Annotated in this window: 27 protein-coding genes and 1 tRNA gene; 12 read left to right on the forward strand and 16 right to left on the reverse strand. The window is 54.9% G+C overall.

Annotated elements, in window-relative coordinates:
- Window positions 1-80: 80 nt before the first annotated feature.
- Complete coding sequence (locus MTHE_RS05840) at window positions 81-869, forward strand: sulfide-dependent adenosine diphosphate thiazole synthase (RefSeq protein WP_175265854.1); 789 nt, start codon at window positions 81-83, stop codon at window positions 867-869.
- On the forward strand, window positions 870-1,307 hold the full coding sequence (locus MTHE_RS05845; RefSeq protein ID WP_011696298.1) for a UPF0146 family protein: 438 nt from the start codon (window positions 870-872) through the stop codon (window positions 1,305-1,307).
- A gap of 312 nt (window positions 1,308-1,619) precedes the next feature.
- Here MTHE_RS05845 and MTHE_RS05850 read toward each other — a convergent pair whose 3' ends face one another.
- The 5 genes from MTHE_RS05850 to larC are packed head-to-tail and all read right to left on the reverse strand — an operon-like array spanning window position 1,620 to window position 7,628.
- Window positions 1,620-2,807 carry a radical SAM/SPASM domain-containing protein gene (locus tag MTHE_RS05850; RefSeq protein WP_327036619.1) on the reverse strand — a complete coding sequence of 396 codons (1,188 nt, stop codon included), beginning with the start codon at window positions 2,805-2,807 and terminating at the stop codon, window positions 1,620-1,622.
- On the reverse strand, window positions 2,801-4,276 hold the full coding sequence (cobA, locus tag MTHE_RS05855) for a uroporphyrinogen-III C-methyltransferase (RefSeq protein WP_011696300.1): 1,476 nt from the start codon (window positions 4,274-4,276) through the stop codon (window positions 2,801-2,803). The genes MTHE_RS05850 and cobA overlap by 7 nt, the downstream gene beginning before the upstream one ends.
- The gene (hemC, locus tag MTHE_RS05860; protein WP_175266053.1) at window positions 4,266-5,171 is read right to left on the reverse strand and encodes a hydroxymethylbilane synthase; all 906 of its coding nucleotides are present in this window, start codon (window positions 5,169-5,171) and stop codon (window positions 4,266-4,268) included. Before hemC ends, cobA begins: the two co-directional genes overlap by 11 nt.
- A complete protein-coding gene (gene hemL / locus MTHE_RS05865) occupies window positions 5,168-6,427 on the reverse strand; it encodes a glutamate-1-semialdehyde 2,1-aminomutase (RefSeq protein WP_175265855.1) in 1,260 nt (419 codons plus the stop codon). Before hemL ends, hemC begins: the two co-directional genes overlap by 4 nt.
- 22 nt (window positions 6,428-6,449) lie before the next feature.
- Window positions 6,450-7,628, reverse strand: a complete 1,179-nt coding sequence (gene larC, locus MTHE_RS05870) for a nickel pincer cofactor biosynthesis protein LarC (protein WP_011696303.1) — start codon at window positions 7,626-7,628, stop codon at window positions 6,450-6,452.
- 554 nt (window positions 7,629-8,182) lie between these two features.
- Here larC and MTHE_RS05875 point away from each other — a divergent pair.
- Window positions 8,183-8,695 carry a hypothetical protein gene (locus tag MTHE_RS05875; RefSeq protein ID WP_011696304.1) on the forward strand — a complete coding sequence of 171 codons (513 nt, stop codon included), beginning with the start codon at window positions 8,183-8,185 and terminating at the stop codon, window positions 8,693-8,695.
- On the opposite strand, the gene MTHE_RS05880 is transcribed toward MTHE_RS05875, so the two are convergent.
- Window positions 8,692-9,183, reverse strand: a complete 492-nt coding sequence (locus MTHE_RS05880; protein WP_175265856.1) for a deoxyuridine 5'-triphosphate nucleotidohydrolase — start codon at window positions 9,181-9,183, stop codon at window positions 8,692-8,694. The two genes, MTHE_RS05875 and MTHE_RS05880, sit on opposite strands and share 4 nt — an antisense overlap.
- 104 nt (window positions 9,184-9,287) lie before the next feature.
- Here MTHE_RS05880 and MTHE_RS05885 point away from each other — a divergent pair, with 104 nt between their 5' ends.
- Both MTHE_RS05885 and MTHE_RS05890 read left to right on the forward strand, forming a co-directional pair.
- Complete coding sequence (locus MTHE_RS05885) at window positions 9,288-9,611, forward strand: hypothetical protein (protein ID WP_011696306.1); 324 nt, start codon at window positions 9,288-9,290, stop codon at window positions 9,609-9,611.
- 301 nt (window positions 9,612-9,912) lie between these two features.
- Complete coding sequence (locus MTHE_RS05890) at window positions 9,913-10,413, forward strand: DUF6125 family protein (RefSeq protein ID WP_232840830.1); 501 nt, start codon at window positions 9,913-9,915, stop codon at window positions 10,411-10,413.
- 129 nt (window positions 10,414-10,542) lie between these two features.
- Here MTHE_RS05890 and MTHE_RS05895 read toward each other — a convergent pair whose 3' ends face one another.
- Genes MTHE_RS05895 through asd form a run of 5 tightly spaced genes read right to left on the reverse strand, consistent with a single transcriptional unit; the run spans window position 10,543 to window position 14,279 of the window.
- Complete coding sequence (locus MTHE_RS05895; protein WP_011696308.1) at window positions 10,543-11,529, reverse strand: MBL fold metallo-hydrolase; 987 nt, start codon at window positions 11,527-11,529, stop codon at window positions 10,543-10,545.
- 18 nt (window positions 11,530-11,547) lie between these two features.
- Entirely contained in the window at window positions 11,548-11,844 is a 297-nt protein-coding gene (gene trxA, locus MTHE_RS05900) for a thioredoxin (RefSeq protein ID WP_011696309.1), read from the reverse strand.
- Window positions 11,831-12,280, reverse strand: coding sequence for a siroheme decarboxylase subunit alpha (ahbA, locus tag MTHE_RS05905; RefSeq protein ID WP_011696310.1), 450 nt, complete (start codon window positions 12,278-12,280; stop codon window positions 11,831-11,833). Before ahbA ends, trxA begins: the two co-directional genes overlap by 14 nt.
- Entirely contained in the window at window positions 12,273-13,250 is a 978-nt protein-coding gene (locus MTHE_RS05910) for a radical SAM/SPASM domain-containing protein (protein WP_011696311.1), read from the reverse strand. Before MTHE_RS05910 ends, ahbA begins: the two co-directional genes overlap by 8 nt.
- Window positions 13,251-14,279: an aspartate-semialdehyde dehydrogenase gene (asd, locus tag MTHE_RS05915; protein ID WP_011696312.1), complete on the reverse strand. Its 1,029-nt coding sequence runs from the start codon at window positions 14,277-14,279 to the stop codon at window positions 13,251-13,253. It lies immediately after the preceding gene.
- Between the two features lie 662 nt (window positions 14,280-14,941).
- On the opposite strand from asd, the gene MTHE_RS05920 reads away from it, so the two are divergent.
- From MTHE_RS05920 to MTHE_RS05930, 3 genes are read left to right on the forward strand one after another with little or no spacing between them, the layout of a single operon-like run.
- Window positions 14,942-16,441, forward strand: a complete 1,500-nt coding sequence (locus MTHE_RS05920; RefSeq protein ID WP_011696313.1) for a DUF2193 domain-containing protein — start codon at window positions 14,942-14,944, stop codon at window positions 16,439-16,441.
- An 8-nt stretch (window positions 16,442-16,449) separates the two neighbouring features.
- Entirely contained in the window at window positions 16,450-16,659 is a 210-nt protein-coding gene (locus MTHE_RS05925) for a DUF2180 family protein (protein ID WP_011696314.1), read from the forward strand.
- A gap of 3 nt (window positions 16,660-16,662) precedes the next feature.
- Entirely contained in the window at window positions 16,663-17,400 is a 738-nt protein-coding gene (locus MTHE_RS05930) for an MIP/aquaporin family protein (protein ID WP_011696315.1), read from the forward strand.
- A 14-nt stretch (window positions 17,401-17,414) separates the two neighbouring features.
- Here MTHE_RS05930 and MTHE_RS05935 read toward each other — a convergent pair whose 3' ends face one another.
- Window positions 17,415-18,176 carry a hypothetical protein gene (locus tag MTHE_RS05935; protein ID WP_175265858.1) on the reverse strand — a complete coding sequence of 254 codons (762 nt, stop codon included), beginning with the start codon at window positions 18,174-18,176 and terminating at the stop codon, window positions 17,415-17,417.
- 397 nt (window positions 18,177-18,573) lie between these two features.
- Here MTHE_RS05935 and MTHE_RS05940 point away from each other — a divergent pair, with 397 nt between their 5' ends.
- Window positions 18,574-18,891, forward strand: coding sequence for a helix-turn-helix transcriptional regulator (locus tag MTHE_RS05940; RefSeq protein ID WP_175265859.1), 318 nt, complete (start codon window positions 18,574-18,576; stop codon window positions 18,889-18,891).
- Window positions 18,888-19,691 (forward strand): geranylgeranylglycerol-phosphate geranylgeranyltransferase, encoded by an 804-nt coding sequence (locus tag MTHE_RS05945; RefSeq protein WP_011696317.1) that lies wholly within the window; start codon window positions 18,888-18,890, stop codon window positions 19,689-19,691. Before MTHE_RS05940 ends, MTHE_RS05945 begins: the two co-directional genes overlap by 4 nt.
- Before the next feature lie 85 nt (window positions 19,692-19,776).
- Here MTHE_RS05945 and MTHE_RS05950 read toward each other — a convergent pair whose 3' ends face one another.
- The 4 genes from MTHE_RS05950 to MTHE_RS05965 all read right to left on the reverse strand — a co-directional run bounded on the left by MTHE_RS05950 (window position 19,777) and on the right by MTHE_RS05965 (window position 23,516).
- Window positions 19,777-20,544, reverse strand: coding sequence for a 23S rRNA (uridine(2552)-2'-O)-methyltransferase (locus tag MTHE_RS05950; RefSeq protein ID WP_011696318.1), 768 nt, complete (start codon window positions 20,542-20,544; stop codon window positions 19,777-19,779).
- A 4-nt stretch (window positions 20,545-20,548) separates the two neighbouring features.
- Window positions 20,549-21,664 carry a DUF763 domain-containing protein gene (locus MTHE_RS05955; protein WP_011696319.1) on the reverse strand — a complete coding sequence of 372 codons (1,116 nt, stop codon included), beginning with the start codon at window positions 21,662-21,664 and terminating at the stop codon, window positions 20,549-20,551.
- A 158-nt stretch (window positions 21,665-21,822) separates the two neighbouring features.
- Window positions 21,823-22,713 (reverse strand): UbiA family prenyltransferase, encoded by an 891-nt coding sequence (locus tag MTHE_RS05960; protein WP_011696320.1) that lies wholly within the window; start codon window positions 22,711-22,713, stop codon window positions 21,823-21,825.
- A gap of 77 nt (window positions 22,714-22,790) precedes the next feature.
- Window positions 22,791-23,516 carry a glucose-6-phosphate isomerase family protein gene (locus tag MTHE_RS05965; RefSeq protein WP_011696321.1) on the reverse strand — a complete coding sequence of 242 codons (726 nt, stop codon included), beginning with the start codon at window positions 23,514-23,516 and terminating at the stop codon, window positions 22,791-22,793.
- Between the two features lie 234 nt (window positions 23,517-23,750).
- Here MTHE_RS05965 and MTHE_RS05970 point away from each other — a divergent pair, with 234 nt between their 5' ends.
- Together MTHE_RS05970 and MTHE_RS05975 are read left to right on the forward strand one after the other, a co-directional pair.
- Window positions 23,751-24,446 carry a hypothetical protein gene (locus MTHE_RS05970; protein WP_011696322.1) on the forward strand — a complete coding sequence of 232 codons (696 nt, stop codon included), beginning with the start codon at window positions 23,751-23,753 and terminating at the stop codon, window positions 24,444-24,446.
- Between the two features lie 102 nt (window positions 24,447-24,548).
- A tRNA-His gene (locus tag MTHE_RS05975) sits at window positions 24,549-24,620 on the forward strand.
- Window positions 24,621-24,675 lie beyond the last annotated feature (55 nt).

A 24,675-nucleotide genomic window follows, 5' to 3' on the forward strand; every position in this document is an offset into this window, starting at 1 on the left:
GGAATTGCATGCCATCCAGCCAACTTAACTGTGACCGTACGGGGAATATATTTATCACAGCTGACACAACGCAGAGCAACATGGCTTTGGACGAGGTTAAGATCACAAGGGCGATAGTGGAGAGCTACCTGGAGAGCTTTCTCAAGTGCACAGATGTCGATGTGGCTCTAGTCGGCGCAGGTCCTGCGAATCTCGTTGCAGCGAAACGGCTCGCAGAGGCTGATGTGAGGGTCGTGCTCTTCGAGAAGCGTCTGTCTGTGGGAGGCGGCCTCTGGGGCGGCGGCATGATGTTTCCCAGGATTGTTGTCCAGAAAGAGGCATGCAGGATACTGGATGAGTATGATATTTGGTACCGCGAGTTCGAGGAGGGCTACTACGTTGCGGATTCGATAGAGGTCGTGGCGAAGCTGACCGCGGGCGCGATAGATGCTGGCGCAGAGTTGATAAATCTTGTATCCGTTGAGGACGTCATGATCCGCGAGGGCGACAGGATTGTGGGGCTGGTCATAAACTGGACCGCTGCGGATATGGCCGGTATACATGTCGATCCCCTTGCGATCAGGGCGCGGGTTGTGATAGACGGCACAGGGCATGATGCAGCTGTCTGCAGGGTCGTGCAGAAGAAGATCCCTGGCGCAATTGTTGGCGAATCAGGGGTGATCGGAGAGAAGCCGATGTGGGCGGCGCTCGGAGAGAAAATCGTCGTTGATGCCACCCGAGAGGTATACCCAGGACTCATAGTTGCGGGTATGGCCGCGACAACAGTTGCCGCAGGGCCGAGGATGGGGCCGATCTTCGGAGGCATGCTGCTATCAGGAGAGAAGGCTGCCTCGATCGCGCTGGAGAAGCTCGCACAGTCGGTGGATTGAGTGAGGGGCGCGCAGGAGATAGCGGAGTTCATACGCTCCCATTACACTGGAAGGATCATAGAGATCGGAGTAGGCCAGTGTGGAGATGTTGCCAGGCTTATTCCAGATCTCATCGCAACGGATATACGTCCTGTGCACGTCGATGGCGTCAAAACGGTGCGGGACGACATCTTCAATCCATCAGAGGAGCTGTACCGCGGTGCGTCTCTTCTCTACTCCATACGCCCTCCGATCGAGGTGCAGATCGCGATGGGCGATCTCGCCCTCCGCATCGGTGCGGACGTTCTGATAAGACCCCTCGAGGATGAGATCGCGGATCTTGAGGGCTTTTCGAGAGAGCCGATATGCAGAGGAGCGGCGAGGTTTTATCTGTACAGAAACCGCAGGGCGATGGGCGAGGAGATCTGTGCTCCTCCTGCGCCAGGTCGTATAGCTTGATTTGAGCGCTCAGCCTACGAGAGCGGTTGTGCCTGAAAACACGTGCCCTCCTGCGCCAGGTCGTGTAACTGATTTGAGCGCTCAGCTTGGGCCAGATCTGAATGCAACATCCTGAGGCGCGCCTCTGCCCATATCTATAATTATAAGCGTATCGAGATCGGGAAGATCCGCGTCCCCTTCCTGAAGCTCAGATCAGCCCTGATCTCGACCGCAAACTCTGAGATTAGCAGCGTGACGAATTTGTTGCAAATTCAAAACTGATTGGGTTTCGCATCATCATGAGGTTAATTTACAGCAAATTCGTCAGGCATCTCAGCTCTCAGCCTGACCCCCGATCTCCACATGTTCAAGCATGCATGTGGGATCTGTCTCCAGGATATCGCCTCTGTAGTAGAAAGCCTTCTGCCTGCACCCGCCACAGAGATCGGCGTAGCTACAGCTTCCACACGCCCCTTTGAGATGCTTTTTCGAGTTTCTGATGAGAATAAGCTCCTGTGATGGGTTGTCTATCCATATATCTCTGAAGGATCTCTCCCTCACGTTCCCAGCGATTATATGAGGCATGAACTGGCATGGATGGACATCACCTCTGGGAGAGATATTTGCGACCTTGGACCCTGCGCTGCATCCTCCAGCGTTCATGAGCAGCATCCTCGCCCGCTCTAGCCTCTCCGGATCGCTCTTCAGCATTTCCAGGAGATAGGCTCCATCTATCGGCGAGTCTGTTGTGAGTATCTCGATCTCCCTGTCGCTCAGCTCCAGCGCGGCCTCCATGAGCAGGCGTATCACAGATCTCCGCTGCTCGGGCGTGACGTCTCTCTCGGCAATGCCGCTGCCCCGGCCTGCCGGCACGAGATGATACATGCAGAACCTGGGGATCTCCAGATCGAGAGCGAGCTTCAGCAGCGCGGGGATGTCGTACCAGTTGTCCCTGGTGAGCGTGACCCTGAGCCCGGTCTTCAGCCCAGCATTCCTGGCGTTGATCAGCCCCTGAACCGCCCTGGCATGGGCACCCGGGACTCCCCTGAACCTGTCATGAACCTCAGGAGATGATGAGTCCAGGCTCACACCAACGTATCTTATTCCTGCCTCCCTGAGCAGCATCGCGACCTCTGGAGTTATCAGAGTGCCGTTTGTGGATATCGCGCACCTCAGGTTTTTTTCTTTAGCGTGAAACGCATACGCCCAGAAGTTCCGGCTCATGAGCGGCTCGCCGCCTGTGAGTATGAGCATCGGGATTTTGAGATCTGCAAGCTCATCTATCAGCCGTATTCCCTCATCGAGCGAGAGCTCATCCGTCATCTCATCATTCGCATCTATGTAGCAGTGATCGCATCTCAAATTGCATCTCCGGGTCAGATTCCACATCACGACAGGTCTTGTCTCCCCGGAGAACCTCACCAGATCGGGAGGCAGGCTCTCACAGGGCTGATCCGCAGCCCTGATCGCATCCCAGACCGTCGCTCTATCCGCAAGAATCTTCGAGATTATTATCAGGATCTCACCCCGATCTCCCTTCTGGCAGCCTCGAGCATGCCCTCAAACGTGTATCTCTCAGGGATGAGATCGACCCTCACCCCGAACTCCCCGAGCACCTCAGCCGTCGGCGGGCCGATGGCGACAACAAGCGCAGAGTCCAGAGCCCTCCTGAGATGATCTTCCATCCCGAGCTCCTCAGACCTTCTCATCAGATACCTCACAGTGGATCCGCTGGTGAACGCGAAGACATCTATGAGCTCCGCCCTTCTTATGAGATCGTCCAGCCTGCTGTCCTCAGATCCTTTCACTTCGTACACAGGCACATCCTCAACCTCAATCCCAGAGGATCTCAATCCCTGGAGCAGCGCGGGAGATCCCTGGGCGCTCCTGAGAAGCAGCACACTTTTGAATCCTCCGAGAGCGTTGACAAGACCTCTCGAGCTGTACTCAGCCGGGATCACATCGACATTCACGCCCCTCTCTGAGAGAGCCTGCGCGGTCTTCGGACCTATGGCTGCGACGCGCTTCTTCTGGATCAGATCGACCAGATCAGATCTCCTGGAGATGATCTCCACACCGTTCGAGCTCGTGAAGACCACGCACTCCGTTTTCTCTATCCTCTCCTTTATGTCATGAGGAAGCTCCAGCGCCCTGAGTGAGATCGACGGAGCCGCGACGGGAATGAAGCCATACCTCTCCGCGAGTCTCACAGAAACATCCAGCTGTTTTTCAGCACGTAGAATCGCTATCCTTCTTTGTCGTAGATACCTCTCGAGATCGACCACATCTCCAACAACGAGAACCGCGGGCGATTTCACTCCAGAGGATGATGCACGCTCCGCTATGTCACCCAGCGTCCCCCTCACACACCTCTGATCTGGCCAGCTCCCGCGCTCTATCAGCGCTGCAGGCGTCTGAGGGCTCAATCCACCATCTAAGAGCATCGACGTGTTCTCCCTGATCCTGCCCACGCCCATGAGGACGACCAGAGTGCCTCCAAGCCTGGCCAGAGCGTGCCAGTCGAGCTCCTTATCCTTGCCCGGCTCTTCATGCCCTGTGACGACTGTTAAGGCGGTGGAGATCCCGCGGTGAGTCACAGGTATGCCGGCAAGCGCTGGCGCTGCTATCGCTGAGGTCACGCCGGGCACCACTTCAAAGGGAATGCCAGCTTCCCTGAGGGCGAGCGCCTCCTCCCCGCCGCGACCGAAGAGATACGGATCGCCCCCCTTGAGCCTCACAACTATCTTCCCCTCTCGAGCTTTTTCGATGAGAAGCTCGTTGATCTCCTCCTGGGAGAGCTTGTGTTTGCCAGGCGCCTTTCCGACGTCGATGATCTCAGCTTTAAGATCCCTGAGCAGCTTCTCGTTCAGGAGCCGGTCGTGGAGAACAACATCCGCCTCCCTGAGCAATCTCAAACCCTTGACGGTTATCAGCTCTGGATCGCCGGGTCCGGCGCCTACCAGATACACCTTTCCAGCATCACCGTTCAATCTCTACAGCCTCCCTCACCAGCTCATCACCGCCCATCTCCAGGAGGCGCCTCCCGATCCTCTCAGCGCTCTCCAGACCATCTCTGGGGACTGTATCCTCAAGCCTGACGAACCTCTCCCCGTCCTTCGAGAGTATCTCCGCTGTGACATGTATCCTATCACCGAGATGCCGCGCAAAGACCGCCATCGGAACCAGGCATCCACCTCCGACAACCTCCATTATCCTCCGCTCAACCATTGTCTCCTCCCTCGAGGGCCTGTGATCTATCAGGCTCGCCAGCGCGTCGCCTTCTGTGCCGGCGACGGATACGACAGCTATTGTCCCCTGGTTCGGTGAGGGAACGAAGAAGCCGGGATCGAGCACCTTGTAACCTAGGTGATATCCCATGCGCTGAACACCTGCCTCAGCTATGACTATGCCATCATACTCTCCAGCATGCAGCTTCCTGAGCCTGGTCTGGAGGTTCCCGCGAAGGCTTCTCACCACCAGATCTGGCCTGGCCCTTCTGAGCTGTGCCGCCCTTCTCATGCTGGACGTGCCGATGACAGCTCCGCTTTTGAGATCATCCAGGCCGGAGCCATCCTTTGTGAGCAAGATATCACATGGCGAGTCTCTTTTCATGATCGCTGCTATCCTGAGCCTCTCAGGGCGCTTGCTGGGGAGGTCCTTCATGCTGTGCACCGCGAGATCTATCTCGCCGGAGAGCATCCGCTCATCTATCTCCCTCACGAACAACCCCTGCCCGGAGATCATGTGCAGCGGCCTGTCGAGAAAGAGATCTCCGCTGGTCCTGACCGTCACTATCTCAGCCTCTGCGCCGTGCTCGATAAGGCGCTTCGCAACGATCTCTGTCTGCCGCAGCGCCAGAGGGCTGCCACGTGTACCGATTCTCAGCCTTTGAGGAATAGCTTGAACGCCTCCAGTGTTTTATCTATGATCTCCTTATCGTGAGATGCTGATATGAAGTCCGTCTCGTACTGGCTGGGCGTGAGGAATATGCCGGCCTCGAGCATCCTCCAGAAGAATCTCAGGTATCCCTCTTTATCACACCTCAATGCCTCTGAGTAGTTTCTGGGAAGTGGGCCGAAGAAGACCTTGAACATCGAGGCCACCCCGGATACGCTGTAATCCAACTTCAAATCCTCAACGATATCCGAGATCCCCTTCCTCAGATACGACCCCATCTCGTTGATCCTGTCGAGAACACCTCTCTCAAGTATATCCAGAGTCGCGAGGCCTGCTGCCATGGATACCGGAGATCCGTTGAACGTCCCGGCCTGGTAGATCCCACCCTGAGGGGCCACGTTCTCCATGATCTCTCGACGCCCGCCGACGGCGCCTATCGGGAACCCTCCGCCTATTATCTTCCCAAGCGTGGTGATATCAGCCCTGACCCTGTAGTAGCTCTGTGCGCCCCCAAGTGCGAGCCTGAAGCCTGTTATGACCTCGTCGAATATCAGAAGGGCGTCATGCTCCTCTGTAATCCTTCGCACACCCTCCAGGTATCCGTCCATGGGGAGCACGGGCCCTATGTTGCCCAGAACAGGCTCCATTATCACCGCTGCCACATCATCTTCTCTCAGTGCTGCCTCCATGGCCTGGATATCGTTGTATGGAACCAGCACGGTGTTCTTCGCAGTATCCGCGGGCACGCCCTTCGAGTCGGGCACGCCGATCGTAGTGGCTCCGGATCCTGCTTTAACGAGAACAGAGTCGTGAGCCCCGTGAAATCCGCCCTCGATCTTTACAATCTTATCCTTCCCGGTGAAGCCGCGGGCGATCCTCAGAGCGGCCATCGTCGCCTCTGTGCCTGTGCTCACGAACCTGATCATCTCAATGGATGGGTAATGGGAGATTATGCGCTCTGCGAGCTCGACCTCCAGGGCGGTTGGCGTGCCATAGAGCCAGCCCCGCTCGATTTGTTCCTCGACCTTTCTCATCACTTCCGGGTTTCTGTGCCCGAGGATCATTGGACCGTAGGCAAGACAGTAGTCGATGAAACTGTTGCCGTCCTCGTCCCAGAGGTAGGGCCCCTCTGCCCTTTTAACGTAAAACGGATACGGCCTTATCGCCCTGACCGGACTGCTTACACCTCCGGGCATGAGCCTCTTCGCGCGCTCGTAGAGACTTCTGGAGGAGTTGAGATTCATGGTATCAGCGCTCACATGAGACCTAATCAATCTTGCGACCTGCGATCCTCCATCCCTTCTCAGATGCGATCCTGATGATATCCTTCACTGGAATGTTCAGCTCCTCTGCGATGCGCCTGCAGACATCATGCTCCGGCTTCACGCTTATTATCTCTCCTCCAATGGATCCGATCTTAACAGGCACGGATCTGCCCATGACCTCGACGCTCTCGATCCTCCGCTCTGCGATCAGCCTGTGGAGCGCGGGGAAGACCCTGACCCCCAGACTGCCGGTCTCCCTCATCAGAACCGCGGAGAGCTTGCGCGCGTCGTTCTCTCTGGAGATTATGGATATCACGCTCCCGCTCCTGCCTTTCTTCATGACAGCCGGCACAACCGTCACATCGAGCGCCCCCTCTTTCATGAGCATGTCGATGAGACTTCCCAGGATCTCGCCCGTCACATCATCCACATTCGTCTCTATCTGTACCACACGATCGTGTTGCATGTGGTGAGGGATCTCCCCGAGGATTGCTCTCAGGAGATTCGGCATGCCTATCTCCCTGGAGCCTGCGCCGTATCCAACGCGCTCCGTCACAATCTCAGGATGATGATCCAGAAACGTATCTACCGAGGCTGCAAGTATCGCGGCTCCTGTTGGCGTGAGCAGCTCATGGGCAACAGGTCCTCCTCGCCATGGTATCCTGTGGGAGCGGAGTATCTCCAGGGTCGCTGGCGCAGGAACCGGAAGCATTCCGTGAGATGTATCCGTGATCCCGCCACCGACAGATGGCGCGATCGAGAGGATCCTCTTCACATCGAGAGATTCCATCGCTGCACAGGATCCCGCAATATCGGCCAGCGCATCAAGAGATCCCATCTCGTGAAACCTCGCATTCTCTCTATCAACACCATGGACCTTTGACTCCGCAGATGCCATGATATCCAGAATCCTCAGCGCTCTTTCGAGAGCTCGCGATGTGAGTGCTGATGCCTTCAGTATATCAATGGCCCCACCGAGTGAGCGGAAGGATTTATCCGATATGACCTTGACCCGGATAGCTCTGATGTGATCAAACCTGCGTTCATTCACCTCAAGCCGACATCCCACAGACTCCACAGCAGAGCGGACGTATTCGAGGTCTGCGCCCAGGTCGATGAGCGCCCCGAGTATCATGTCGCCCGAGGCGCCGCAGTAGGGATCGAAGAGAAGTGCTCTCATGTCTTAATCCTGCGAATTTTTATCTGGAGATCATCTGATGTTTCATAAAAGTTGTGGCACCATGCACAATTCATGATTATATGAATCAAAACAGCTCGCAGCTCTTGATGTTTGGATAGGCACTGGAACCCAGATGCAGCGTATCTGGGTTTCACAGTCGATGGCGTCTGGCTATTTCGAGAGGGGTTCGATAAGAGCAATACATTGTGTGGCCGAACACCCGATCAGTTAGAACGTGTCCGAATAAGAGGCGGGGAGTCCAAAAATATAAGCCTTATAGATCTTGTTTATCACAATCGCTCTTCGCTTATCCGGACAGGTCCCTCAGTCAGGACGTGTCCGAATAAGGATTAGGCGTTTATGATATGCAGAATAGTAGAAGATCTAGATTTCTGGACATATTCTTATCCGGACAGGTCCATCAGTTACACCAAAAATTTTAAATCATATTGTTTTAATAAATATTTTCAGCGTTAGTTCTGCTACCGAATACAGGCAGATCTTCTGGCAGTGTTCGGAGCATGTCTTTGAAATGAGATGAGTGTGGTGAGATTGTGAACAGACTGACCATAATAATAGCGGTTTTTGCTCTGCTTGGATGCTCGGCTGCCCTTGACGCGAAGGTCATCATTCCAGAGGAGAGAACTCTTGTTGTCGATCCTGGAGAAGGTTACTACATCAATACCGGCGATATCGATACGTCCTCTGGCATCTTCATGGAGAACTTCACGATATTTGGTGAGACCGGTAAAGCAGATGCGGTGGTTTTCACACCATATGATGATATTCTGAAAATGTTGAGCAAGGAATCATTCCTGGATATAATGTCGGTGGCGCTGATGATCGAGGCCACAAAGGAGGCACAGGAGACCGGCAACTGGACCACCTCCAGCTATTACGGAGCGCCTGTGGTCGTGCATAACATGACATTCACCTCTGGCACGCTCGAGGGCAGCGATGGATATCTTGCGGTATGGCACGCGGGAGGTGACAGCTACATAATGCTGTTATCCATGCTGGACAGCAACACAACATCACAGATCATCCGCACCGCCAGGATAGTCTAGATGTTCTCCCCCTGGTAGGCCCCGCTGTAGGCTCTCTCTGCTGCGCTCTTCATGGTGATGAAGACGAGCTGCATGAGCCTTGCGTTCTTTTTTATGCGTATCCCGTGCGGGTTGTGGACCACGAGAAGCGATTGCGATCGCCCATTGTATCCGGGATCCCATATCGCACTCTCGAGGGTCGCCCCGCATCTCAGGAGGCTCGATCTGGGAAGCGCGAACGCCATCATATCCAGAGGCACCTTCACGATCTCATTGAACGTCACCAGATACGCGCCCTGCTCCAGGAAGACCCATTCATCACCACCGAACTGAACCGCCTCAGTCTCTGCGACTCTGCGCTCGCTGTTGTCGAGGTCGATAGAACCTGAGGACACGAACCGCTCTATGCTTCTGGCTGTCAGGTCCACCCCACATATCTGCGCCTGAATATCCCGATCAGCAAACGACTCGAGGTATCTCAACGCATCCTTTCCAGAGATCACCGACATGAGAATCCCAAGGGTTAAATTCGATGACGCCTTAAATATCATAGGGTCCTCCGGATCGGTCTGTTTGGGGGTACAGGCTGTTCGGAAGTCCCGGGGATGGAAGTGTGGATGGATTGATAATATTCGAGGTGGAGATCGAGGAACCCACCGTCATCAGGTCGAGAATAATCTGGCCGAATGCAGAGGGCCCGTGGATAGAGGGCGGGGTGGATGAGCTTGTAGTCCATCTTATCTACGCAATGTGGTCTGCCTACAACACAGCCTGGGCACTCTCTCTCGTGATATCAAGCCGGTATGCAGATCTCGGCATCTCGATCTCAGAATCCCTCTCGAAGCTCATCTGCTCGCTGGGCGCTGTGGAGATAAGCGAGATACGGATGGATAAAAACGCCCTGGAGGAGCTCAGGAAGGACAGGATAGAGCCGTGACCCTCTCCCCCAGGGCAGGTATGTGGCGGTAGTATTGCGGCACATATCAGGACCGTGTGCTTCTGCCACTGGGATCGACGGCACGTCACCCTCCGCCGGATGGTACCACACCAGTCTCTTCATGATCTATTCTTTATTCATCCACATCTCAGAGCATGCGCTCCGTAATTCCAAAGCAAGAAGTAACACCGACGAGCGCTATTCTTTATTCATCACCATCTCAGGAGCATGCGCTCAGGATGCAGCGCAGTCGGGCGTCAGCTTCTTTTTGATGTGAGACATGGATCTGGCTGGTGGTTCTGTGAATGCGGAGCTGGATGATAGGGATGTTATAGAGTACTTCAAGCGCAGCTACAGAGCCGTCGACGGGCTGTGGTTCATGAAGGTCGAGGAGCGCTACGGCTTCGATACTGCTCTGGAGATCGATGATGATGTCTGGAGGGTTATGCCGAAGATACAGGCGAGAGCCCTGAAGTCGATTATGAATGAGTCGAACGGCCTCGAATCTCTCGCTAGATGCTTCACGGCAAAGCTCTCCCTGGAGGAGTTCGAGTTCGCCAGCACATGTGATGGGCGATGCGCGAGGTTTGTGGTGACAAGATGCCCCTGGCATGAGATCATGGTCAGAGCCGGGAGGGCTGAGCTGAACGAGCGCGTCGGGTCCAGGATATGCTGGAGCGAGCTTGAGGTCTGGGCATCTGAGTTCGGCGACGGTATAGTTCCGAGGAGAGACAGAAGGATCTGCAGGGGAGACGAGAGCTGCGAGATCGAGTTCGAGCTGAAGAATGGAGCGGAGCATTAACATCCGATCGATGCTGCTCTCTCGCATTGAGGGTACGTAGGTCCATTCGAACGTGCTTCTACTGGCGTAGACGCAGCGGCTACGTAGCTGTTCACTTCGAGTTGTGCGTACAGACGAATGCGTCTGTCTTCACATCCTCTTCTCGAAGAGGTCGATCTCGTCAAGAGATATCGCGGCGCACCCAGTGGTTCGGAGGTGGTGCGCGAGGAGCCTCGACCTGACGCCTGCAGGATGGTAGAAGATCACAGCCTCAGGCGAGACATGATCGAGCATTCTCATTATCCCGCGAAAATCCAGGTGGTCGCTCAGGCGTATCCTCTTCCATGAAACATCCGCCCTTCCGGTGAGCATGTACCTTTCAGGCGAGCGCACCCTTGGAAGGTTTTTTGGGGTGACGATAGATACTCCATCACAATCTCGGAAGTCGATGATATCCCCTGCGTCAGGCATCAGAGCCTCTGTGAGCCTTCTCCCCTCCTCATCCATGCCGATCGGCTCGTTGAATCCCATCGCTCTTATCAGAGATACCGCACGCTGTGCCTTGCCGAATGCGTATGCGCCAAAGGATGATCCCGAGTTGAGCGCCTCCCAGAATCCGCTCAGATCATCATCGAATATGCAGGACGAGTCCCAGGGATCCCCGTAGTTCGCCTCTGCCACCAGAAGATCGCATTTTGGCAGGGATCTGTAGTCCTTCACATCCCCTGTCACGAGTACCCTCACGCCCAGACTGTTCTCCCAGTAGAACGCTGATGAGCCTATGGTGTGTCTTGTGGGGTACGTCCGCAGCTCGACGCCATTTATGTCCAGTACATCTCCGATCTCAAAGATACTGCCTGCATAGCTCCTCTCGTGCCTGATCTCGAGAGCCAGTGCGGTCTCCCGGGATGCTATCGCCCTAGGCGACCGCATCGCGGAGCTTCCATGATGATCGCTGTGCGCATGTGTTATGAGATAAGCATCAGGCTGTTCGCGCCCTGGAGACCTGCTGGTGTCAACAGAGAACTTGTGATCGTCGAAGAGCAGCGAGAGGTGTGGGGCTGGATTGCCATTGCCATTCAGCCTCCTGATGGGCCATACTCCGAGGTCTGTGAACAGATCATGGACATGAGGCAAACCTATTGCGACCGCCCCCTAGAGGATCGCATCTATCGCGCTACTCAGCTCCTCTTTGGATGTGACGCCCAGCCAGCGGCGCACCTCCTTGCCGTCCTTCTCGAGGATGATCGTCGGCACCACCATGATGTTGTACCTGTTCGCGAGCTCAATGTTTCTGTCCACATCTATCTTTTTGATCTCTATCCTTCCGCCGTACTTCTTATCCAGCTCCTCCATTATCGGCGTCTGCATCCTGCAAGGACCGCACCACTCTGCGAAGAAATCCATCAGCACAGGTTTGTCCAAATCCTCAACCTCCTCAAATGATATCAAACTTGACTCCTATCTTGAAAATCTTGATGGTCGGGAGCACGAGCATCTCACACCCGGTCCTTCTCCTTATCTCCGAGATTATCTCATCAACACGCTCCTCAGGCGCGGATACCGTGAACCACATGTTATAACCGCTCTCGTTCGGTCTGAGATAGTTGTGTGATACCTCATCGTATTCATTCACGACAGTGCTGATTTGATCCGCGTCCTCCGGAGATACCCTCATCGCGATGAGCACTCCAATCATGCCGAGACGTCTCAGATCCAGTATCGGGCCGATCCTGCGAATCAGCCCGATCTCCTTCAGCCTCGAGACTCTTCTTATGAGCTCCTCCTCCTCGATGCCCAGGCTCTCCGCGAGCACCCTGAAGGGTCTATCGACAAGAGGAAAAGACTCCTGGAGCGCTGCGAGGATCCTCAGATCGATCTCATCCAATGGATCCCCTCCAGGCGCATGTCGGATCCTCTCCCAGATAATCACCGGTGAGCGCGTATGCCCGAGCTCTGCAGCCGCCGCATATCCTTACGTAATTACAGCTTCCGCATCTGCCCTTCAGCCTTCGCTCCCTGAGATCGTTCAGAAGCGGTGAGCTGCTCCAGATCTCTGAGAAGGAACGATCGCGTATGCTGCCCGCGGATAGCGGGAAGTATCCGCACGGAAAGACGTCACCAGTTCTCGAGATAAACACAAATCTTATTCCAGCGATGCATCCCCCAGCGGTGCGCGCCTGTGATCCCTTCTTTTCCATGAGCACCCTCCCGTACTGCGGCGCACATGTGGGGCGTATCTCGATCGATCTCTCTTCCGATGCGATCCTCTCGAGAAGGGATCTCTGCATCTCCGGGGAGATACACTCCACGGCTCTGCCCCTGCCTGTCGGCACCATGAAGAATATGTGTGCAGCTGCCGCGCCCTCGCGCTCTGCCAGGTCTAAAATAGGATCCAGCTCATCGATGTTTGCTGGCGTGATTGTCATATTGATCTGGAACTCGACCCTTCCGCTCAGAGCCCGAATGCCGCGAAGGGCCAGATCAAAAGATCCCTCGCCTCTTGTCGCGTCGTTCGTCTTGGCGCTTGCGCCATCTAGACTTATGCTCACCCTTGATATCCCTGAGAGGAGGATCCTGTCCACGATCTCAGGTGTTATGAGCGTGCCGTTTGAGGCTAAAGAGACCCTGACTCCGGAGCCGGCTGCATATCTCGCCACCTCGAAAACATCCTGCCTCAGCAGTGGCTCGCCTCCAGAGATTATCAGCATCGCCCCCATCGGGGCGATCTCTTTTATCAGACCTTTTATCTCACCGGTGCTGAGCTCATCTCCAGATGGCGCAGGCCCAGCAGACGCCCTGCAGTAGCTGCAGCTCAGGTTGCAGGCTCCTGTGGACTCCCAGGCTACGAGCAGCATTCAGAGCAGACCCTTTTTGTGGAGAAGCTCGGCGTTCAGTATGCTCGCTCCCGCAGCCCCGCGGATCGTGTTGTGGCCCATGCAGATGTACCTGATGCCGGGCCTGATCCTTCCAACGGAGACTGACATGCCCCTTCCGGCGTTCCTGTCCAGCCTGGGCTGCGGCCTGTCCGGCTCATCCCTCACTATGATCGCCTTTCTGGGGGACGTCGGGAGGTCATCCAGCCCGGGATTGAAGTCCAGAAAGGCCTGCCTGACCTCAGCCGGCGTGGGATCATCTTTCATCCTGACCCAGACAGCCTCTGTGTGTCCGTCCATGACAGGAACACGATGGCAGCTCGCGCTTACAGTGAAATCAGCCGGAACTATCCTCTCCCCATCAAACCTTCCCAGGATCTTCTGGGCCTCTGTCTCAACCTTCTCTTCCTCGCCTGCGATGTATGGTATGATGTTGTCCAGGATCGCCATGGATGGCACTCCCTCGTATCCGGCGCCGCTGACCGCCTGCATCGACGCGACATGAACGCTCTCTATGCCGAACTGCATCAGGGGCTTGAGTGTGAGCGCGAACATGATGGTGGTGCAGTTTGGATTCGTGGTGATGTATCCCTCCCAACCCCTCCTCTCCTTCTGGATCTTTATGAGCTCTATGTGATCAGGATTGCATTCCGGTATGAGCAGAGGAACATCCGGAACCATTCTGTTTGTCGCGGTGTTCGAGGCGACGACGAATCCAGCCGCTGCAAACTCCGCCTCAACCTTCTTCGCCTCATCAGATGGAAGTGCTGAGAACACTATATCTGCGTCGACCTCCTTCGGGTCGACCCTGACAACTGTCATGTCCGCGAACTCATCCGGCAGCTCGCTCTCAAGCCTCCATTTCGCAGCCTCGCGATACTTCTTTCCCGCGCTTCTGTCAGATGCTGCCAGGCTCGTGAGCTCGAACCACGGATGCCCCCTGAGTCCTTCGATAAAACGCTGTCCAACAGCGCCTGTTGCACCCAGGACGCCTGCCTTGATCTTTGCCATCAACGATCACCCTCTGAACTGAGACGGCATAGAAGATTCTTTGGTATATAATTACTGCTTCGGACATGGTGGACCTGTCCGGATAAGAGCCAAGGCCATAAATTTGGACCTTACTGCTTCTGCATGTCAGAAACACGTAATCCTTATTCAGGCACCTCCCCTATAACAACCCAAAAGCTTATATTCGTCAAATGTCGAAGAGATGCTGACCGATATGTTCGAGAGAGATGTTTGCATGTATGGCTTCGCTCACATGAGCTGGTTCAGCGTGTATGATTGGGAGAAGCCGGAGCCGAATCCTGAGCCCAGGATGCCCAGGAGAAGGAGACCATTCATCAGCGGCCCATGGGGCTGCTAACTTCTGTCTTTTAATTCGCGCTGCACTTGTGATATGTTCATGTACTTGTATCATTGAGATTCATCAGATCCTAAAACGCCACCATGTCACTTGTTCGCATGCCGATCTCTTCGTGTACCTGTATCATTGTGAGCGTTCAGCCAGGTGAATGGAGATCTGCGAATGAGGTATGTTGGCAAATAACAAAACGAAATTATTATATCCTTAATTGGCTGTATTACTATTGGGGTTTGAGGTGGCTATACGTGTTTTGAATCGCAGATGTGCATAACACCTCAATCCCGTATTTGAAGGAGTGGTGGGCATGTCAGATCTATACAAAAAAATGGTTGATGAGGCCATGATGGCCCAGCGTGCGGATGTCGAGACTGTGAAGAGGAAGAGAGGCCAGGACTTCGTCGTATCAGATACTAAGGCGTATGTCGATGTGGTCAACAAGATGAAGGCTGCGGATGGTCAATCGAAGGCAGTGATAAAGCTCCACGTCGACTCGGTGAACGCGCACTACGATATACTGAGTTCGCTCACAAAGACAATACGTCCTGAGGACGATCCCTTTGTGGAGCACTACCAGACCCCGGCCATAATGGAGATACTCTACGAGGAGGACGAGAAGTTCAGGAAGAGCGTCGAGGCGTTCATCCAGGCTGTGGGAAAGGCGGAGGCGTTGATTGGACTGGAGGTGGTCAGGAGATATGGCGGGTTCTACGGTCCGACATGTGTCGTCGATTTCGCACTGATACCGGGATCGACAAGCAACGTCGTGAACAGGATACTCAAGACCGTCGATATACCGGAGCACCACAAGCAGGCGATACTCGCTGCGAAATCGTGGGGCATGAACACATCCTATGGCATAGGTGAGGTATTCGCGCACGAGATCGAGAAGGGTGCTACACTATCAGACGCGATCAGGAAAGAGATCGAGATGATTCAGACGGTGTACAGGACACCCATCGAGGCGCAGGCGAAGCTGATGGACGCAGCAGGGCACACGTCGTTTGATGTGAGAAAGTACATGCAGAGCTACAAGAGCAGGATGAAGAGCGCGGTCAAAGAGGCGATCGACGATGGCGTGCACTACGGCAACATAGTCACAGTGCCAGCCTACTGCGTCGGAGACGTAGCGCACCACATCGCCCAGTCGACGTTCAACATGTGCAAGGATGACGTTGTCATGGCTACAATCGAGGCAACAACAGAGGTTATGGAGACCACGCTGAACAATGCCGTTGATAAATTCAAGAATGAGTACCAGCCGCTCGCGCTCGCCACTGGCGCATCCGCATGCGCTGTTGAGCACATCCTGGAGCTTGATGGCTTCAACGCGATAATGATCGTGGATCTTCTGACAAAGAGATTCCATAACTACGTGCAGCTCTATCCCACAAGAAGCGCAGCAGCAGAGCTCCACAACTGCGACTTCATGGACATGATACTCAGAGGATGGAAGTACCTCGACAAGGCCATGCGCATGAGGAACGGCTCGAAGACGAAGATCGTCCCGAAGGTCCTGGGATTCGATGTCGATCTAGAACCCATACATAAAAATGAGGTCCTGATGAACCCGCAGAGGTACGCGTATCCTGGGTGCGCCATCTCTGTCAGATTCTCCGCGCTGATGAGACTTGCTGATTATCCGTGCCTGCTCACCAGCGAGCCCGTGACCGCCACGATGATGACCAACATAATAGCCCTCCACAAGGAGAAGCCAGCATCGCCTGCAAGGGTATGCAAGGACTGTGCTGCTGCATCGCTGATAGACTTCAGGCATCAGTACTGCCAGTGGAAGGAAGCCGTGTGAGGGATTGAATGAGATGCTATCTCTGCGCCCTCGAGGGGAAAACCACCGAGGCGGTCGCGATATGCATAGTCTGCGGGATGGGCGTCTGCATGGATCATCTCGTCAGGGATGAGATCGAGGTCTGGGAGGGAGGGTATCCCTTCCCATCAAAGAAGCTGAAGAGACGGCTTCCCAGGATTCTCTGCAAGCCATGCTACGCTGTATACCACGAGGGATGAGATATGTCCCTGGCAAAGAGATGTCTTGCTGAGGTCGTCGGGACAGCGATTCTGGTCTACTTCGGCGCTGGAGCCGCGGCCATCACACTCATGATCTCGAAGGGCTCCAGCCCGCCGAACCCCTTCAACATCGGGATCGGCGCGCTTGGCGGCTTGGGAGACTGGTTCGCGATAGGGATGGCCTTCGCCATAGCGATCGCGGGCGTCATATACGCTCTCGGGAGGGTCTCGGGGGCGCACATTAATCCGGCCGTGACGATAGCGCTCTGGGCCACCAGGAGGTTCCCGAGCGGCGAGGTGATTCCGTACATAGTGGCGCAGCTGATCGGCGCCTCTCTCGGATCCCTGCTCTTCGCCGCAAGCGCCGGATCTGATGCTGTGATGGTCGGCGGTCTCGGAGCGACTGCGCCGTTCCCCGGCATATCATTCGGGCAGGCGGTGCTCGCGGAGGCGATAGGGACGTTCCTGCTGATGCTCGTGATCATGGGGGTGGCGGTTGACGAGCGGGCGCCACAGGGGTTCGCCGGGCTTATTATAGGCCTGACAGTTGGAGGGGTCATAACAACCACCGGAAACATCGCCGGCTCCTCTCTGAACCCTGCAAGAACGTTCGGGCCCTACCTGGTAGACCACATCATGGGCGGCCCTGTGCTCTGGAGCCACTACCCGATATACGTCATAGGCCCGGTGCTCGGTGCTCTTGTGGCAGCGTTTCTGTACGATATACTGGCAAAAGAATAAAACTGAGATTCTCATCATTTTTTAATTTCGAATTCCTTCATCTCTCTTGCGTCATATCCTCCGATATCTGCATGGAGGCCATCTCTCACATAAACCCAGATGAAATATTTACCCTCAGGAACATCAGCACTCCAGACCCACACGCTCTGGTTCTGGTATCCTTGTGTCCCATCAACCCGTTTGCCATCCATGTCGAGAACCTCGAACTTGTACTGTAGGAATCCATTTGATGGGTTGGTGGCGCTGCAGGATATCTTCACCTTTGTCCCTGGCGTAGCAGGACTATCGGGATCTGTTGTGAAGTTCTCAATTGCAGGCTTTGCTGCTGCAGCCGGCGCTGGAGGGCCACCACCATTTTGCGGTTCAGCGCCCTGTGTGGCGCGGCCGCCGAAGTAGAAACCGATTATGGAGGAGATGGCGCCGGTAAGCGCGAGGAGGATGTCCTTCAAAGTTGGAAGTATTTTGTCCAAAGTCGTATCCTGTAATTTGAAAGGGTTGGCGATGAGCAGGAATATAGCAGCACCGAGGATGACGCTCAGTGTCAATGCCATTGTGGCCCTGGCTACGCCCTGCATCCCACTGGACTGAACTACCAGAGCATCCTTTACCAGCTGAACCAGCTCGGCCTGGTTGCAACCCGACGAGAGCTTCTTCTCCAGCAGATTCCGGACATCTCTCAGATGATCATAGTAGCCCTTGATGTTCCACAGTATGGGAAGACTGGCGAATACGAACAGCAGGAGAATCACAAGCGCCGTGAGTAAAGGAGTGCTCATAGATAAACGCGCTGCCACAAAGGTCAAAACCATTCCTGCCAGCAGCCCCAGGAGCAATATCAAAAAACCTCTTTGATTTTTGCACAGTGACATATACATTTGTTTACTCGCCGATATATATAATTTATTCAGCGAGTATTCCTAAAAAAACCTCTGGTTTTGAGGCAAATGTGAGACAAATACGATATCAGCGAGAATCCGCCATTGTAAAAATAAGGGTTTATAGAATACTCCAGCTCAATAACAATCTCCTGAGATCTGCAGATGCCTTCTGACACATGATATCTGCGAAGCTCTCTCAATCATGCGTGAATAGTACAGACAGACCATTAGGCTTTTAGATAAAAATATATATTCAGAAAATCTGCTAGATGCTCCGGTCGATGGAGGCTTGGGATTGAGTGGTGCAGGGTTGAGGCACTGCGGCCATCTCGAGGAGGGAGTTCTGGCCCTGATCGGCAGCGACGGTGTCGTGCAGTCCGAACTTGCGAGGCTTCTCGGTATAAGCAGCAGCAAGTGCTCGCGTATCGTGCGGAGCCTCGAGAGGAGGGGGCTTGTGAAAAGGAGCAGGACCGTTTTCAGGGGGAGAAGGACCTATCTGATAAGACGAAGGTCCCCGCCGGGGAGATCGATCGACAGCTACTTAGCGGAGCTGTATGTCCTTTTCCTTGTGAACACTTCTCTTGAGACCAAAGATCGGAGGCGCTCTTCTTGACCCTCCTGGAGATCATGAGGCCCGCGAACTGCGTGATGGCAGGTGCTGCATCGCTCACGGGCATGTTGGTCTCAGGGGCGCTTTTGCAGTCATTGCACACTCCTGTTCTTGTCTTCTCCGCAGTGCTTCTCATCACCGGCGGAGGCAATGCGATAAACGACTACTTCGACAGGGAGATCGATGCTGTGAACAGGCCGGATCGGCCGATACCGAGCGGCCGGATCTCCCCGCGTGCAGCTCTGATATGGTCGGTGGCGCTGTTCATCGCAGGTTGTTTAATCGCAGGTCTGATAAATCAGAGCTGTCTTGCGCTGGCCTTGCTGAACTCATTTGTTCTCATAATATATGCTGCGAGGCTCAAGGGGCTGCCTGTTGCAGGCAACATCGCAATCTCGTACCTGACTGGCACCACCTTCCTGTTCGGCGGATTGGCAGCATCGCCGTCGAGCATAACAGCGTTTCTCTCCATACTCTCAGCACTCGCAACACTCAGCAGGGAGATCGTCAAGGATATCGAGGATCTCCCAGGAGATCTCGCACATGGCGCCAAAACGCTCCCCGCGTTCATTGGAAAAAGAAAATCATTCGTCCTGGCATCTCTGGTTCTGATTGTGGCGATGCTGCTGAGCTATCTCGTGCCGCTGGGGATCGACTACCAGGCTGCGGTCAGCATCGCGAATCTTGCGTTTCTCCTCTCCATAAAAAGAATGCTCTGCGGCGATGCCTCCGGATCTCAGAGGTGGATAAAGATGGGAATGGGGATGGCGCTGGTGGCGTTTTTGATCGGGTATCACATATAGCATCCGGCATATGCTCAGCAGCAGGGGGGGCGATCCAAAGTGATTTTCTCTCTTTCAGAAGGGGTTTGTGCGCTCACATTCTTCGTCAAAGCCTCTCCAGTATCGATGCAAAGGCGAACCTCTGCTTTACAGGACCGATCTTTATCCTGAGCCGCTCCCCTGGAGATGCGTTCTTCACGATAACAGCGAATCCTTGTATCATCGCTATCCCGTCGCCTGTGCGTCCGACGGAGTCCACCGTGACATCATAGATTTCGCCGGACCTGACAGGCGCGCTGAGCAGCTTCTTCCCTATCACGTAGATCTCAGCGCTCTCCTTTCTGGATGCAGGAGGAGTGTAAGCATGCACCGAGCTGAACTCGCGTTTAACCTCCTCAAGGTAATCATTGAACATATCTCCCTGGAATACCTTCACCAGAAAGCTGCCGCCCGGACGCAGGAGACGCTTCGCGATCCTGAGCGCCGCTCTGGAGAGATCTATAGATCTGGCGTGATCCACATCCCATATCCCTGAGAGGTTCGGAGCAGCATCCGATATCACCACATCCGCCTGCCCTCCGAGGGCAGCTGCGATCTGCTCCAGGGTCTCCTCCTTCGTGATGTCCCCCTGTATAGTGACAATGCCCTCTAGAGGCTCTATTCTCTCCAGATCCACACCCACAACGATGCCGCCGGATAGCTCCCTGGCGACCTGAAGCCAGCCTCCGGGCGCTGCGCCGAGGTCGACAACTCTCGAACCTCTGCGGATGATGTGAAACTTATCATTTATCTGCTTCAGCTTGTACGCTGACCTCGCCCGGTAGCCCTCCTCCTTGGCCTTCCTGTAGTAATGATCTTTCTGGTCTCTGGCCATAAATTCACCGCGTGTGTCTGACGAATCCTGACAGCCGCTTCATCGCCTCGTACTTCTCCTTATCGCCCAGCTTCGCCTCCTGGAGCGCCTCTCTGAGATGCTCTATGCTCCGATCGTAGTTCTCTCTGTCTACAGGATACGGATATCCGTCCTTCCCGCCGTGGGCGAAGCTGTACCTGGCAGGATCCCTCCAGCTCGGCGGTGCCCCGAAAATCAGCTCTGCTATCAGGGTGAGTGCGCGTACCCTCTTCGGTCCCATGCCCCTGAGCATTACAAGCTCTTCGTAAGTTGATGGCTGCAGCTCATAGGCTGCCTGCAGGATCCTGAGGCCATCTCTCCCGATATCCACAGGTAGAATCTCATGCCTGGCAGGCATTCTCAGCGCCGGCGAGAAATCCTCCAGGCTCCGCTGTGCTGTGTATTTTTTGATGTGTGATGGTCCATCCCTTACGAGATCGAGCGTGGCCTGCCTGTTCTCCCTGCTCTCCTTTGATGTGAGATCCATAACCCTGGATTCGAGGCGCTGCGCGCATATCGCTGCGTGCGGCTCCTCGATCATGCTGTATAACTTATCGGAGAGCCAGTGGTACCTGCGCGCGTATCTCTCGTTCATCCCCTGCTGGACCACTGCCCACTCCCCATTTGATGTCAGTATGAATGCATGGTGGTAGAGCCTGTAGCCATCCTGCACCAGGGCGTTGTCAACCTTTGCAGAGAGTCTGCTCGCCCTTATGAGATCCTCGATCTTCCTCTCCGACAGCGAGAAGATCTCCCCGTAGCGCATGATCTCCACAGGGGTTTTCAGAGATGTCGCTCCCTTTCCTCCTGCAACCACCACACCATCCTCAGGTCGGAGAGACGCCCTCAGCGCTCCGGTGGTTGTGGTCGTTGTGCCCGATGAGTGCCAGTCGAATCCAAGGACGCAGGAGAACGCCTGGAACCAGAATGGATCCGAGATCCTACGGAGGAGCTCCTGCTCACCATATTCGTATATGATCACCCTGGCTATCTCGCCTGCGAGAAGTCGCATTCTACTGAAGAGCCATGGTGGCGCTCTGCCATCGTGAAGTGGGAGATCCGCGGTTCCTGTTTGAGCCATTATCCCTGGAGTATCTTTCATTCAGGATAATAACACTTCCGAAGAAAACCTATGATACGCTGATCATCACGGGTTTCAGGAAGGATACACACTTCTTCTGAAACACGATCGATTCTCTCCTGACCGCATATGTTTCGTGGAGGCAGCAGATCCTCATCTTTGCCGCCCTTCGTCGGGCATCAGATCATCACTCCAAGAAACACATCGAGCATCAGGGCTGCGAAGAGCACTGCCCTGTAGTTTGCGCCCTGGTAGAAGAGCATCTCGCCGCGCGATGGTGTTGGATTCCTGACGAAATCCGCGCACTGCATGAGCATCCATATGCCTGAGAGAATAGCAGTCGCATGATAGAGAGCGCCGAGGCCTGATAAGATTCCGAGCAGCAGCGACAGGATCACACCGATAGTCCAGAAGGCTGCCACCAGCTTCGATGTGAGTGGAATCCCGTAAGTGGCAGGGGTTGTGGGTATGCCCTTTGCCCTGTCTCCCGGGACATCGCGGGATGCATCGCAGTTCGTGAACCCCCAGTCTGTTATGCATATCATTAGACCCAGGATCAGGGCTGCAGGATGAAAGCCGGGACCGGGCATGAGGTATCCAGCAGGCGATATGGCGAGCCAGACGCCAACAGGGACCATGCCATATGCCAGCCCTACGAACATCCAGCTCAGCGGAGTCCTCCGCTTCGCCCATGCAGAGTAAACGGTTATGATCGCTGTGGCAGCTATGAGCATCACCAGGCTCTCAGGGTTTAGGTATGTCGCCGCGGCTGCCGCGAGCATCAGAAGGACGAGGGCGTAAATGCCGGCACCGCGCCTGCTGACCTTGGCTGATGGTAGGGGCCTGTCAGGCATCGCCACCCTGTCAACGTCGACGTCCACGTAGTCATTGAAGACGTATGAGCTGGTTATCGCAAAATACGCCCCGATCGTGGCTATCAGAAACGGTTCCGCTCCTGGAAGCGAGCCTGTGGTCGCATAAGCGGAGAGGAGAGCTGATGCAGCAGGAAGCGCGAGATCCATGGGCGCCAGAGGCGGACGGAGCAGCTCCAGGTACGCTCTCACATCCATACTATCACTCCAGGATGTTCTTGAAGTCCCCAAGGCAATCGCAGAGAAAGGCCCAGGGCCGACTCACATCCATGCTATCACTCCAGGATGTTCTCGAAGAGGCTCAGGTGATCCTGTGGTCTGGTCAGAAACTCCAGCCCGATGGGGTTCTTGAGAGAGGAGTACATCTCCCTGCTGCGGCTGAGCCCAAATCTCCTCAGGAGAGCCTCATCTGGTGCCTCCAGCCACCTGACGGGCGCGGGATCCCTGTACCTGGGGTTCTTCACGAACCCTTCCTTTGTGTAGTAGTATGCTCCGCCGCGCAGATCTCTGTATGGGCCGTATATGGAGGAGAAGCTCCTGCATACAAAGTTCGACATCTTCAGGCGCCTGTTTGAGCGGTTTATTGTGATATGACCATATCCTGGAGGTATAACGATCTTATCACCCTCAGATGCTACGATGCACACGACAGAGCTCGCGTCCTCATTCTGGAGGAGGTAAAGCGCCTCTCCTTCAAGGACCTCATAGACCTCGGGATATGTCACATCCGTGCCTGGGACCTTTGGATGATAATGGCCAGCCGTCTTCACATACTCCCTCCCGAGCATTCTGGGAGGTATGATTGTTATGTCGTAGCGAAGATCATGCTCGATAAGAGTGTTTTGGTCAGCCCTGCTCAGGTAGAGGTCCCTGTACATGTAGTAGAGATCGATATCATCAGCGGATGATGCCCATTCTGTATCGCAGAGAAGCTCGCGCATATCGCTCAACCGTCTGATATCAGGCTCCCACCGCCTGCCTCCAATCTCAAGAGTCTGCAATTAAACACCTCGCTTGCGTTCACCGCTCACGGAGAAGTTGTCGGGCTGTTTTCAGCGAATCGGTTCCCTAAACATCCATCTCCGACTATCCCAGAGCGCACGCAGATAAATTCTTTAGGGCGGTATATACACGAAGGGCGGAACTTCCCGCTTCATGTGGAAAAACTGCCCGAACCGGTTCGACGACAACTATTTTAGTGAACCAGTCTGACTTCAGCAAGGAGATGTGGGACAATGCGATCTCTTGTACCTTTTGTCATCCCGATGCTTTTGATGCTTGCCATGGGGGCAGCGGCTCATCAGCCTTTCTTTGAGGGTGTGGATATCACAGCGGGTGATCCCTGGGTTGTGGAGGACCCGACGATCTCAACTGCGATTTACGCGACTCTGGATGCTCCTGAGGATGTGGATTACTATTCATTCAATGCCACCCGCGGCCAGACGATACTGCTGAGCATACTCATACCACAGATTGAGGGGCATGAGAATTTCAAGCCCCGGATGGCGCTGATGGGTCGTGGTCTCGCACCGGCCAGGCCTCCTGTGAGGGTGTACAAACCGGAGGGCTTCGGTACTGTGATGCTGAATCCGCCGGAAAACGCGACCACCTTCTTCGAACCGTTCACCCGCACCACATACTGGACCCGTCAAAAGGAGCTTGTGAGGATTCCGGCTGATGGCCGGTACCTTGTGGCCGTCTGGGATGATTCGGGGATGGTGGGTAGATACGTCTTCGTAATCGGCGATCGCGAGGTTCCTGGTGGAGATCTCGCATACCCGTTGAAGATTCGGGGATACTGGAGACCTCTGGCAGAGGCCGGCCAGAACAGATCCCAGAACGAGAGCGCCCCCATGAGACAGCCAGGCATGGAAGCAGTCGCGGCATCGATATGCATGGTGCTCACATTTCTGTTGAGAAGGGTGTGGTGAGATCGGGCCCGGTGCCACCCCACATTGGGCCCGCAGAGCGTCCTGTGATCTCGCTATGGAGAGAAAGTTTTATCTCCGATCACAGACTCGATCTCCTCGCGCGCCGGGATAGGGTAGTGGTCATCCTGCGGGACTGTGGATCCCTCGAGCCGGGTTCGAATCCCGGTCCCGGCCTGAGAACATCGTTTTTCATGCGTTGTCTCATATCATCGATGCTGGATACAGTATC

It is taken from the genome of Methanothrix thermoacetophila PT (genome assembly GCF_000014945.1).
GTDB classification, from domain to species: Archaea; Halobacteriota; Methanosarcinia; order Methanotrichales; family Methanotrichaceae; genus Methanothrix_B; species Methanothrix_B thermoacetophila.